Origin of the sequence: Streptomyces sp. HD, from assembly GCF_028369295.1 — a bacterium.
Lineage (GTDB): Bacteria > Actinomycetota > Actinomycetes > Streptomycetales > Streptomycetaceae > Streptomyces.
The window spans coordinates 66,839-79,107 of the sequence record NZ_JAQMYP010000049.1; the positions used below are offsets into that span (position 1 = coordinate 66,839).

The following is a 12,269-nucleotide window of genomic DNA, read 5'->3' on the forward strand; positions in this document are numbered from 1 at the left end:
CGCGCAGGCGTCGTTCGCGTAGGGATTGATCCTACTGATGCGGAGAGTGCCCGAGGGAGGCAGGAGGATGGAGATGCGGCGCAGGTCCTGGGAGGAATGGGGGAGGGCGGTCCTGTAGCGGGTGGGGCAACGGATATGGTGGCGCTCCGCGTCGTACGAGCGGCGCGAGGAAGCCTTGTCTAGCAGGGGGAACACCAGGTGAGCACGGGGACTTCGACAGGTTTCTGCCGAATCACCATCGCAGCACCGGACAGCCGTGTCGACGTCGCGCTGCCCGAGGACTTGCCGATCCAGGACCTCTTTCCCGAGATCGTGAGGCTCTCGGGCCTGGTCCAGTCGGACAGCAGTCCCTCGGGCTACCACCTCGTGACCCGCGAGGGCCAGGTGCTGGACGCGAGTCGTTCGTTGCTGGAGCACCGGGTCAGGGACGGTGAGGTGCTGCTGCTGCGCACCTTCGCCGACTCCCTGCCGCCCGCCGTGCACGACGACGTGGTGGACGCGATCGCCGCCGCGGTCAAGCAGGACGTCCGCAGCTGGAACGACAACCTGATGCGGGTGGCCGGCCTCGTCGCGGGCTCGCTGCTGCTCGTCATGCTCGGCTTCGTCTTCTGGTTCGCGGACCCGATCCGGCACGACATGCACGGCCTCCAGGGCATCCTCGCCGGCGTGACGGCGCTCGCCCTGACGGCCCTCGCCGGCGTACGGGCCCGGGTGTACGACGACCGGGGCGCCGCCGTCGCGCTCGGTGTCTCGGCACTGCCGCACGCGCTCATCGCGGGCTCCGGCGTGCTGCCCCAGGACGCGGGCGAAGGCCCCGGCCGGATCCAGTTCCTCGTCGGCTGTGTCGCCGTACTGCTCTGCTCCGTCGTACTGATCATGCTGCTGCCGCAGGGCGACGCCCCGTTCGTGGCCGCCGCGCTCGCCGCCGCGATCGGCACGCTCGCCGTGTTCTGCGGTGTGCTCACCGAGGCGGCGCCCCGGGAGATCGCCGCGGGCACCGCCGTCGTCGCCGTCGCGGTCGTCGGCTTCCTGCCCGGCTGGTCGGCCCGCTTCGCCAAGCTGCCCATCGGCTTCCGCAACCCCGAGGACCTGGCCCGTGCCCGTCGCGAGGGCGACGAGGGCGACCTTGAGGCCGTCGACGTCCAGCGCATCGTCGCCCAGACCAGCCGGGGCCACGAGCTGCTGCTCGGCCTGGTCGGCGGCTGCGCGGCCGTGATCATCGGCGCCGGCGGCGCGGTGCTCGGCTTCAGCGACAGCGGCTGGGCCCAGCTGCTGGCCCTGTGCACCGGCCTCGCCGCGATGCTCCGCGCCCGGCTGTTCCGCTACACCGCGCAGGTCACCTGCCTGTTCGTGGCCGGTGTCGTCACGCTCGCCCTGCTGGTCCTCGGCCTCGCGATCTCGCCGCCGGCCGACATCATCATCGAGCTGCTCCAGAACAACTCCGGCCCGGTCAACGTACGGACCCTGTGGCTCGGCGCCTCGGTCGGTGTCGGTGTGCTGCTGCTGATCGCGATCGCCCTGATCGTGCCGCAGAAGGGGCTCTCCCCCTTCTGGGGCCGCATGCTGGACCTCGCCGACTCGCTGGTGCTGCTGTCCCTGGTCCCGATCTGCCTGGCCGTCCTCGACGTCTACGGCAAGGTCCGCGGCGGCTTCTGACCGCGGAGCCGGTGGTCAGGAGCGTGCTCATGTGCTGGTACGCTGTGTGACGGCCGTTTGTGTACGCGCCCCCGGTTCACCTGGGGGACGCGCCCAGCGGATCCCAGCCTCCCGAGTCACGGAAGCTCTCCTGAGAAGCAGACCAGGGGCACTCGGCGGCAAACCACAGATCATGAGGAGTACGCGTGTCGCTCGACGCCGCTACGAAGAAGCAGATCATCGAAGAGTTCGGCCAGAAGGAGGGCGACACCGGCTCCCCCGAGGTCCAGGTCGCCATGCTCTCCCGTCGGATCTCCGACCTGACCGAGCACCTCAAGACCCACAAGCACGACCACCACTCGCGTCGTGGTCTGCTGATCCTCGTCGGCCAGCGCCGCCGTCTTCTCCAGTACCTGGCGAAGAAGGACATCCAGCGCTTCCGTACGCTGGTCGACCGCCTCGGCATCCGTCGCGGTGCGGCGGGCGCCAAGTAAGACGCCATGAGGGGAGCGGTTCCCGGACGATCGGGAGCCGCTCCCTTTGCCGTACGTGCGGAAAGTCAACCGTACGTGCGGAAACATGCGGAGTGTCACACACGCTTTGTAGTGTGGTAGCACAACGCAGTACGCACGAAACAGAACGACGTACGACGCAGAGCAACGACGTACGACACCGCACGAGGAGAAGCGCACCTAGCCGCCGCCGGTCCTCGGTAGTGGCCCCCGGGGGGAAGCGAGCCCCGGGTGCTTCGATCGAAGACCGGCCCGCATCGCACGGAGCGCTTCTCCGCCACCGTCCCCCTGCCACACGGGCAGCACGGGACAAAAGACGACAAGTAACGGAGAAAACGCTAGTGGAGAACGAGACCCACTACGCCGAGGCCGTCATCGACAACGGCTCCTTCGGCACCCGCACCATCCGCTTCGAGACGGGCCGCCTGGCCAAGCAGGCCGCCGGCTCCGCCGTGGCGTACCTGGACGACGACACCATGGTGCTGTCGGCCACCACCGCCTCCAAGAACCCCAAGGACCAGCTCGACTTCTTCCCCCTGACGGTGGACGTCGAGGAGCGGATGTACGCCGCCGGCAAGATCCCCGGCAGCTTCTTCCGCCGTGAGGGCCGTCCCTCCGAGGACGCCATCCTCACCTGCCGCCTCATCGACCGCCCGCTGCGCCCGTCCTTCAAGAAGGGCCTGCGCAACGAGATCCAGGTCGTCGCCACGATCATGGCGCTCAACCCCGACCACCTGTACGACGTCGTGGCGATCAACGCCGCCTCCGCGTCCACGCAGCTGGCCGGCCTGCCCTTCTCCGGTCCGATCGGCGGCGTCCGCGTCGCGCTGATCCGCGGCCAGTGGGTGGCGTTCCCGACGCACACCGAGCTTGAGGACGCCGTCTTCGACATGGTTGTCGCGGGCCGCACCCTGGAGGACGGCGACGTCGCGATCATGATGGTCGAGGCCGAGGCCACCGAGGGGACCATCAAGCTGGTCCAGGGTGGCGCCGAGGCCCCGACCGAGGAGGTCGTCGCCGCCGGTCTGGAGGCCGCGAAGCCCTTCATCAAGGTGCTGTGCAAGGCCCAGGCCGACCTCGCCGCGAAGGCCGCCAAGCCGACCGGCGAGTTCCCGATCTTCCTCGACTACCAGGACGACGTCCTGGAGGCGCTCACCGCCGCCGTCAAGCCGGAGCTCGCCTCCGCGCTGACGATCGCCGGCAAGCAGGAGCGCGAGTCCGAGCTGGACCGCGTCAAGGCGCTCGCCGCCGAGAAGCTCCTGCCGGAGTTCGAGGGCCGCGAGAAGGAGATCTCCGCCGCGTACCGCTCGCTGACCAAGAGCCTGGTCCGTGAGCGCGTCATCAAGGAGAAGAAGCGCATCGACGGCCGCGGTGTCACCGACATCCGCACCCTGGCCGCCGAGGTCGAGGCCATCCCGCGGGTCCACGGTTCCGCCGTGTTCGAGCGTGGCGAGACCCAGATCCTGGGCGTCACCACCCTCAACATGCTCCGTATGGAGCAGCAGCTGGACACCCTCTCCCCGGTGACCCGCAAGCGCTACATGCACAACTACAACTTCCCGCCGTACTCCACCGGCGAGACCGGCCGCGTCGGCTCCCCGAAGCGCCGCGAGATCGGCCACGGCGCTCTCGCCGAGCGCGCTCTCGTGCCGGTCCTGCCGACCCGCGAGGAGTTCCCCTACGCGATCCGCCAGGTCTCCGAGGCGCTGAGCTCCAACGGCTCGACGTCCATGGGCTCGGTCTGCGCCTCCACCATGTCGCTGCTGAACGCCGGTGTGCCCCTGAAGGCCCCCGTCGCCGGTATCGCCATGGGCCTGATCTCGCAGGACATCGACGGCGAGACGCACTACGTCACCCTCACCGACATCCTCGGTGCGGAGGACGCCTTCGGTGACATGGACTTCAAGGTCGCCGGCACGAAGGAGTTCGTGACCGCCCTCCAGCTCGACACCAAGCTGGACGGCATCCCGGCCTCCGTCCTGGCCGCCGCTCTGAAGCAGGCCCGTGACGCCCGCCTCCACATCCTCGACGTGATGATGGAAGCGATCGACACGCCGGACGAGATGTCCCCGAACGCACCGCGGATCATCACCGTGAAGATCCCGGTCGACAAGATCGGTGAGGTGATCGGCCCCAAGGGCAAGATGATCAACCAGATCCAGGAGGACACCGGCGCCGAGATCACGATCGAGGACGACGGCACGATCTACATCGGTGCCGCCGACGGCCCGTCCGCCGAGGCCGCCCGCACCACGATCAACGGCATCGCCAACCCGACGATGCCCGAGGTCGGCGAGCGCTACCTGGGCACGGTCGTGAAGACGACGACGTTCGGCGCCTTCGTCTCGCTGCTCCCCGGCAAGGACGGTCTGCTGCACATCTCGCAGATCCGCAAGCTGGCCGGCGGCAAGCGCGTGGAGAACGTCGAGGACGTCCTCGGTGTGGGCCAGAAGGTCCAGGTCGAGATCGCCGAGATCGACTCCCGCGGCAAGCTCTCCCTCGTGCCGGTCATCGAGGGCGAAGACGACGCTGACAAGAAGGACGACGCCGACAAGTGACGTCGAGTAGCTCCACGACGACGGCCCGCACCTCCTCGGAGGCGCGGGCCGTCGCCCGTACCCAAACCCTGATCAAGGGCACCAACGGCATCGGCACCGTTCGCAAGACCACCCTCCCCGGTGGCCTGCGCATCGTCACCGAGACGCTGCCCTCGGTCCGCTCGGCGACCTTCGGAATCTGGGCGCACGTCGGCTCCCGCGACGAGACGCCGTCCCTGAACGGCGCCACGCACTACCTGGAGCACCTGCTCTTCAAGGGCACGACCCGGCGCAGCGCCCTGGACATCTCCGCCGCCATCGACGCGGTCGGCGGCGAGATGAACGCCTTCACGGCGAAGGAGTACACGTGCTACTACGCGCGCGTGCTCGACACCGACCTGCCGCTCGCCATAGACGTCGTCTGCGACATGCTGACGGGCTCGCTCATCCTCGAAGAGGACGTCAACGTCGAGCGGGGCGCCATCCTCGAAGAGATCGCCATGACCGAGGACGACCCGGGCGACTGTGTGCACGACCTGTTCGCGCACACCATGTTCGGCGACAACCCCCTCGGCCGCCCGGTCCTCGGCACGGTCGACACCGTCAACGCCCTCACCGCCGACCGCATCCGCCGCTTCTACAAGAAGCACTACGACCCGACCCACCTGGTCGTGGCGGCCGCCGGCAACATCGACCACAACAAGGTCGTACGACAGGTCCGTGCCGCCTTCGAGAAGGCGGGCGCCTTCAAGAACGGCGACGCCGCGCCCATCCTCGCGCGGGGCGGCCGACGTACCCTGCGCACCGCGGGCCGCGTCGAGTTGATCGGCCGCAAGACCGAGCAGGCCCATGTCGTCCTCGGCATGCCCGGCCTGTCCCGCACGGACGAGCGCCGCTGGGCACTGGGCGTCCTGAACACCGCGCTGGGCGGCGGCATGTCGTCCCGCCTGTTCCAGGAGGTCCGCGAGAAGCGCGGCCTGGCCTACAGCGTGTACTCGTACACCTCGGGCTTCGCCGACTGCGGCCTGTTCGGCGTGTACGCGGGCTGCAGGCCGTCTCAGGTCCACGACGTGCTGAAGATCTGCCGCGACGAGCTCGACCACGTCGCCCAACACGGTCTGTCCGACGACGAGATCGACCGCGCCATCGGCCAGCTCCGCGGCTCCACGGTCCTCGGTCTGGAGGACACCGGTGCGCTCATGAACCGCATCGGCAAGAGTGAGCTGTGCTGGGGCGAGCAGATGTCCGTCGACGACATGCTGGCCCGGATAGCGGCCGTGACCCCGGACGACGTCCGCTCGGTCGCCCGCGACATCCTGGGCCGGCGACCCTCGCTGTCGGTCATCGGCCCGCTGAAGGACAAGCAGGCGTCCCGGCTGAACGACGCCGTGGCCTGACCCGATCCGCCCTCGGAACATCCGACGTAAGGAAGCAACAGAGATGAGCAAGCTGCGCGTGGCGGTCCTCGGCGCCAAGGGCCGGATCGGCTCCGAGGCGGTACGGGCGGTCGAGGCCGCCGAGGACATGGAGCTGGTCGCCGCCCTCGGCCGGGGCGACAAGCTGGAGACCCTCGCGGAGACGGGCGCCCAGGTGGCCGTCGAACTGACCACACCGGACTCGGTGATGGCCAACCTCGACTACTGCGTGAACCGTGGCATCCACGCGGTCGTCGGCACCACGGGCTGGACCGACGAGCGCCTCGCGCAGCTGAACGGCTGGCTGGCCGCATCCCCGGAGACGGGCGTGCTCATCGCGCCGAACTTCTCCATCGGGGCCGTGCTGAACATGAAGTTCGCGCAGATCGCCGCACCCTACTTCGAGTCGGTCGAGGTGGTGGAACTGCACCACCCGAAGAAGGTCGACGCCCCGAGCGGTACGGCTACGCGCACGGCCCAGCTCATCGCCTCTGCCCGTGCCGAGGCGGGCACGGCCCCGGCACCGGACGCCACGGAGACGGCTCTGGACGGCGCGCGCGGTGCGGACGTCGACGGCATCCCCGTCCACTCCGTAAGGCTGCGCGGTCTGCTGGCCCACCAGGAGGTGCTGCTCGGCGGCGAGGGCGAGACCCTCACCATCCGCCACGACTCCCTCCACCACAGCAGCTTCATGCCGGGCATCCTGCTCGGCGCGCGCCGCGTGGTGACCACTCCGGGCCTGACCTTCGGCCTGGAACACTTCCTGGACCTGGGCTGACACGGGGCTCAGCGATGCGCGCGAAGATCACCTACGCCATAACGGCCGCCGTCCTGGTCGTCTACTTCGTCCTGGTCGGCAGCCGAGGCGTGATGCTCATCCAGTCCGGCACGGTTCTCACCGTCACCTTCGGTGTGGCGGTGCTGATCCTGCCGGTCATCGGCCTGTGGTTCCTTTGGAAGAACACCCAGTTCGTCCGCAGGGCGAACGCCCTCGCCGCCCAACTCGACGCCGAGGGCGGCCTGCCCGTCGACGAGCTGAAGCGCACGCCCGGCGGCCGTATCGACCGCGACTCGGCCGACGAGGTCTTCGCCAGGCGCAAGGCCGAGACGGAGGAAGCCCCGGACGACTGGCGCAGCTGGTTCCGCCTCGCCATCGCCTACCACGACGCCCGTGACACCCCACGCGCCCGCAAGGCCATGCAACGGGCGATCGCCCTGCACGACGGCAGGATGATCGAGGCCTGAACAGGCCTCACGCCGAATCGGCCGTAGTTCGAAGGGCCCGTACGTCGAAGGGGCCGGTCCGCTCTCACCGCGGACCGGCCCCTTCGACGTACCGCCACGATCAGCCGCGGTTGTTCTCCGCGGCCCACGCCTCGACCGCGTCGGCGGCCCGGTCGAAGGCCGCCACCCGCCCGAGGAAGTCCGCGTTGTGCGTGGTCATCAGCATCGGCATGTCATCCGTCCCACGACCGCGCCGTACGAGCATCAGCGCCTGCCCCTGCACTGTGCGGGGCAACCCCAGCCAGCGCACCGGCTGCTGCACCGTCCGCACGGCGGTGACCTGATCCCAGGGCGCCGTACGCGTCATGAGGAAGCCCACCTGGCGCAGCCCACGCGCGCTCACCCACACGCCCATGCGCAACAGCCGCAGGGCACCGGCGATGACGGCCAGGGCGATGCCGAAGACGACGGCCGCCCCGGTCACCGTGCCGGTGAGGGCGATGATGACGGCCGCGAACAGCACGTACGAGGCGAGCAGCAGCCACAGCGCCGCCACGCCCACCCGCCACGGACCGGGACGGTAGGGCCGCCGCCAGCGGTCACGGTCCTCGAAGGGCAGCGCGACATCGTCGGCCGCTTCGAAGGTACGGTCGGCCGTCAGGAAGGGCAGGGGCACGACTGGTCCTCACTCAATCCGTGCTTGGGCTGTGCCCGGTGAGGCTATCGACCCGCGTCCCTGCTCACCACCCTCGGGGGTCCATGGGGGTGCCTCCCACGCCATTCGGCCAGCGGGGCAGGAGTCAGCGCCCCTGTGAGGCCTGTGACTGCTGGGCCGGTGTGGAGGTATCGGTGGACAGCGCAGGCATGCCGAGCACCAGTGAGCCCACCAGCCCGGCGACGATGGTGAGCCCCAGCAGCCAGCGCCCGGCTATCTGACCGGCGGACGCCCGCTCACGGGGCGGGGGAGTGACATCGCTGCGGAATCGGTCGGCTTCGGCGAGGAAGGCGAAGGGTACGGGCTCGCGCCGACGGAACATCGGGAAGCTTCTCCTCTCGGGATCGTATGAGTGACCGTCACCGAGACAGACGAGCGAACGCCCCAAAAGGTGCCCGGTTTCGCCGAATTCACAGAAATTCGCCGAAGTTCGCCGGTGTATGTCGCGACCCGGCACCGAACGCCCCGTTGTCAGTGCCGACCCGTAGAGTGGGCGCCGCCCACAGAAGTGATGGAAGGACCCTCCGAGCCGTGACCGACACCCCCGCCGACGACCTCAAGCCCAGCTTCCGCAGCGATGTCACCGTCGAGCTGGTCAAGCACAGCGCGGCCGACTCCGACGTGCTGTGGGCCGCCCGCGTCTCCACCGCCGGCGAGCAGTCCCTGGAGGAGCTGCAGAAGGACCCCGAGCGCTCCAAGGGCCTGATCAACTACCTGATGCGGGACCGGCACGGCAGCCCCTTCGAGCACAACTCGATGACCTTCTTCATCAGCGCCCCGATCTTCGTCTTCCGCGAGTTCATGCGGCACCGCGTGGGCTGGTCGTACAACGAGGAGAGTGGCCGCTACCGGGAGCTCCAGTCCGTCTTCTACGTCCCCGACGCCTCCCGCAAGCTGGTCCAGGAGGGCCGCCCGGGCAAGTACGTCTTCGTTGAGGGCACCCAGGCCCAGCAGGAGCTGGTCGGCCGTGTGATGGAGGACTCCTACCGGCAGGCGTACGAGGCCTACCAGGAGATGCTCGCCGCCGGCGTCGCCCGCGAGGTCGCCCGCGCGGTCCTCCCGGTCGGCCTCTTCTCCTCCATGTACGCCACCTGCAACGCCCGCTCCCTGATGCACTTCCTCGGCCTGCGCACCCAGCACGAGCTGGCGAAGGTCCCGTCCTTCCCGCAGCGGGAGATCGAGATGGTCGGCGAGAAGATGGAGGCGGAGTGGGCCAGGCTCATGCCGCTGACCTACGCCGCCTTCAATGCGAACGGCCGGGTGGCGCCGTAGCGCGATCCGTGCTCATCGACCCACGGCAGCGGGGTGGGTCAGCCTCATGAACTGTCCGTATTGCGGCATTTAGAGAAGTTCATCTAGCCTGATCAAACGGACCCGGCACTGCTTGAACCCCCGAGCAGGCAGTGCCGGGCTCCATATTTGTCCTGACTTTCCCGCACCCCCCGAGGGCAGACCAGGCCGTGTGCAACGAGTAGCGTGTAACCCATGGCTCCGACCTCCACTCCGCAGACCCCCTTCGGGCGGGTCCTCACTGCCATGATCACGCCCTTCACGGCGGACGGCGCACTCGACCTCGACGGCGCGCAGCGGCTCGCCACGCACCTGGTGGACGCAGGCAACGACGGCCTGATCATCAACGGCACCACCGGCGAGTCCCCCACCACCAGCGACGTGGAGAAAGCGGATCTCGTACGAGCGGTCGTGGAGGCCGTCGGCGACCGGGCGCACGTAGTGGCCGGAGTGGGCACCAACGACACCCGCCACAGCCTGGAGCTCGCCCGCGCGGCCCAGAAGGTCGGCGCACGCGGTCTGCTGGTCGTCACGCCGTACTACAACAAGCCCCCGCAGGAGGGCCTGTACCGGCACTTCAAGGCCATCGCCGACGCCACCGAGCTGCCGGTGATGCTCTACGACATCCCCGGCCGCAGCGGCGTCCCGATCAGTACCGAGACCATCGTCCGCCTCGCCGAGCACCCGCGCATCGTCGCCAACAAGGACGCGAAGGGTGACCTCGGCCGAGCCAGCTGGGCCATCGCCCGCTCCGGCCTCGCCTGGTACTCCGGCGACGACATGCTGAACCTGCCGCTGCTCTCCGTGGGCGCGGTCGGCTTCGTCTCGGTCGTCGGCCACCTGGTGACCCCCGACCTGCGCGCGCTCGTCGAGGCGTATGTCTCCGGCGACGTCCAGAAGGCCACGGAGATCCACCAGAAGCTGCTCCCGGTCTACACCGGCATGTTCCGCACCCAGGGCGTCATGACGACCAAGGCCGCGCTCGCCCTCCAGGGCCTGCCCGCGGGCCCCCTGCGCGCGCCCATGGCCGAGTGCTCGCCCGAGGAGATCGAGCAGCTCAAGATCGATCTTGCCGCAGGCGGGGTACAGCTCTAACACCAGACTTCGCGCGCCGGCCGCGCAGCAGACTCCACAACTGAATAAGCAGGCCACCGGTGCCTGCGCACTACACACAACGACAACTGCTTCTGCACGAACGTCACGCGCGCCACGTGCCCGACCGGTACGTGGCGCGCGTGGTGAGGAGAGTCTTTTGAGTCATCCGCATCCTGAACTCGGCTCGCCCCCGCCGCTCCCCGAAGGCGGCCTCCGGGTCACCCCACTCGGCGGTCTCGGCGAAATCGGCCGAAACATGACGGTCTTCGAATACGGCGGCCGCCTGCTGATCGTCGACTGCGGAGTGCTCTTCCCCGAGGAGGAGCAGCCCGGAATCGACCTGATCCTGCCGGACTTCTCGTCCATCAGGGACCGCCTCGACGACATCGAGGGCATCGTCCTCACCCATGGCCATGAGGACCACATCGGTGGCGTCCCCTACCTCCTCCGCGAGAAGCCGGACATCCCGCTGATCGGCTCCAAGCTGACCCTCGCCCTGATCGAGGCCAAGCTCCAGGAGCACCGCATCCGCCCGTACACCCTTGAGGTGGCGGAGGGAAACCGCGAACGGATCGGTCCCTTCGACTGCGAGTTCGTGGCGGTCAACCACTCCATCCCCGACGCCCTCGCCGTGGCCATCCGCACGCCCGCGGGCATGGTGGTCCACACGGGCGACTTCAAGATGGACCAGCTCCCGCTCGACAACCGCCTGACCGACCTGCACGCGTTCGCACGGTTGAGCGAGGAGGGAATCGACCTCCTCCTCTCGGACTCGACGAACGCGGAAGTCCCGGGCTTCGTCCCGCCCGAGCGGGACATCTCCAACGTCCTGCGCCAGGTCTTCGCCAACGCCCGCAAGCGGATCATCGTGGCGAGCTTCGCCAGCCACATCCACCGCATCCAGCAGATCCTGGACGCGGCGCACGAGTACGGCCGCCGGGTCGCGTTCGTCGGCCGCTCGATGGTCCGCAACATGGGCATCGCCCGCGACCTCGGCTACCTGAAGGTCCCGCCGGGCCTGGTGGTGGATGTCAAGACCCTGGACGACCTCCCGGACCACGAGGTGGTCCTCGTCTGCACGGGTTCCCAGGGCGAGCCGATGGCGGCCCTGTCCCGCATGGCCAACCGCGACCACCAGATCCGCATCGTCCAGGGCGACACGGTGATCCTCGCGTCGTCGCTCATCCCGGGCAACGAGAACGCGGTCTACCGCGTCATCAACGGCCTGACCCGCTGGGGCGCGAACGTCGTCCACAAGGGCAACGCCAAGGTCCACGTCTCGGGCCACGCCTCCGCGGGCGAGCTGCTGTACTTCTACAACATCTGCCGCCCGAAGAACCTGATGCCGGTGCACGGCGAATGGCGCCACCTGCGCGCCAACGCCGAACTCGGCGCCCTGACCGGCGTCCCGCACGACCGCATCGTCATCGCCGAGGACGGCGTCGCCGTCGACCTCATCGAGGGCAAGGCGAAGATCTCCGGCAAGGTCCAGGCCGGTTACGTGTACGTCGACGGCCTCTCGGTCGGCGACGTGGGCGAGCCGGCTCTGAAGGACCGCAAGATCCTCGGCGACGAGGGCATCATCTCGGTCTTCGTGGTGGTGGACTCCTCCACCGGCAAGATCACGGGCGGCCCGCACATCCAGGCCCGCGGCTCCGGCATCGAGGACTCCACCTTCGCAGAGGTCATCCCGAAGATCACGGAGGTGCTGGAGCGTTCGGCCCAGGACGGCGTGGTCGAACCCCACCAGCTCCAGCAGCTGGTGCGCCGGACCCTGGGCAAGTGGGTCTCGGACACCTACCGACGCAGGCCGATGATCCTGCCTGTGGTGGTGGAGGTCTGACGG

At 68.9% G+C, this 12,269-nt stretch carries 11 protein-coding genes; 9 read left to right on the forward strand and 2 right to left on the reverse strand.

Features of this window, described 5'->3' with window-relative positions; genetic code table 11:
- Positions 1-198: 198 nt before the first annotated feature.
- The 6 genes from eccD (at position 199) to POF73_RS35780 (ending at position 7,344) form a co-directional block, all read left to right on the forward strand.
- Positions 199-1,656 carry a type VII secretion integral membrane protein EccD gene (gene eccD / locus POF73_RS35755; protein ID WP_272123290.1) on the forward strand — a complete coding sequence of 486 codons (1,458 nt, stop codon included), beginning with the start codon at positions 199-201 and terminating at the stop codon, positions 1,654-1,656.
- 185 nt (positions 1,657-1,841) lie between these two features.
- On the forward strand, positions 1,842-2,129 hold the full coding sequence (gene rpsO / locus POF73_RS35760) for a 30S ribosomal protein S15 (RefSeq protein WP_272123292.1): 288 nt from the start codon (positions 1,842-1,844) through the stop codon (positions 2,127-2,129).
- Positions 2,130-2,488: 359 nt separating this feature from the next.
- Positions 2,489-4,705, forward strand: a complete 2,217-nt coding sequence (locus POF73_RS35765; protein WP_272123293.1) for a polyribonucleotide nucleotidyltransferase — start codon at positions 2,489-2,491, stop codon at positions 4,703-4,705.
- The gene (locus POF73_RS35770; protein ID WP_272123294.1) at positions 4,702-6,081 is read left to right on the forward strand and encodes a M16 family metallopeptidase; all 1,380 of its coding nucleotides are present in this window, start codon (positions 4,702-4,704) and stop codon (positions 6,079-6,081) included. The genes POF73_RS35765 and POF73_RS35770 overlap by 4 nt, the downstream gene beginning before the upstream one ends.
- 43 nt (positions 6,082-6,124) lie before the next feature.
- Positions 6,125-6,877: a 4-hydroxy-tetrahydrodipicolinate reductase gene (gene dapB / locus POF73_RS35775; protein ID WP_272123296.1), complete on the forward strand. Its 753-nt coding sequence runs from the start codon at positions 6,125-6,127 to the stop codon at positions 6,875-6,877.
- A gap of 14 nt (positions 6,878-6,891) precedes the next feature.
- On the forward strand, positions 6,892-7,344 hold the full coding sequence (locus POF73_RS35780) for a hypothetical protein (RefSeq protein ID WP_272123298.1): 453 nt from the start codon (positions 6,892-6,894) through the stop codon (positions 7,342-7,344).
- A gap of 100 nt (positions 7,345-7,444) precedes the next feature.
- Here the strand turns inward: POF73_RS35780 and POF73_RS35785 are convergent, their stop codons facing one another.
- Together POF73_RS35785 and POF73_RS35790 are read right to left on the reverse strand one after the other, a co-directional pair.
- Complete coding sequence (locus POF73_RS35785; protein WP_272123300.1) at positions 7,445-7,999, reverse strand: hypothetical protein; 555 nt, start codon at positions 7,997-7,999, stop codon at positions 7,445-7,447.
- Between the two features lie 124 nt (positions 8,000-8,123).
- Positions 8,124-8,360, reverse strand: a complete 237-nt coding sequence (locus POF73_RS35790) for a hypothetical protein (protein WP_272123302.1) — start codon at positions 8,358-8,360, stop codon at positions 8,124-8,126.
- Positions 8,361-8,569: 209 nt separating this feature from the next.
- Between POF73_RS35790 and thyX the strand changes: the two genes are divergently transcribed.
- The 3 genes from thyX (at position 8,570) to POF73_RS35805 (ending at position 12,266) form a co-directional block, all read left to right on the forward strand.
- Positions 8,570-9,310 carry an FAD-dependent thymidylate synthase gene (gene thyX / locus POF73_RS35795; protein WP_272123303.1) on the forward strand — a complete coding sequence of 247 codons (741 nt, stop codon included), beginning with the start codon at positions 8,570-8,572 and terminating at the stop codon, positions 9,308-9,310.
- A 213-nt stretch (positions 9,311-9,523) separates the two neighbouring features.
- On the forward strand, positions 9,524-10,423 hold the full coding sequence (gene dapA / locus POF73_RS35800; RefSeq protein WP_272123305.1) for a 4-hydroxy-tetrahydrodipicolinate synthase: 900 nt from the start codon (positions 9,524-9,526) through the stop codon (positions 10,421-10,423).
- Positions 10,424-10,580: 157 nt separating this feature from the next.
- Positions 10,581-12,266 (forward strand): ribonuclease J, encoded by a 1,686-nt coding sequence (locus POF73_RS35805; RefSeq protein ID WP_272123306.1) that lies wholly within the window; start codon positions 10,581-10,583, stop codon positions 12,264-12,266.
- Positions 12,267-12,269 lie beyond the last annotated feature (3 nt).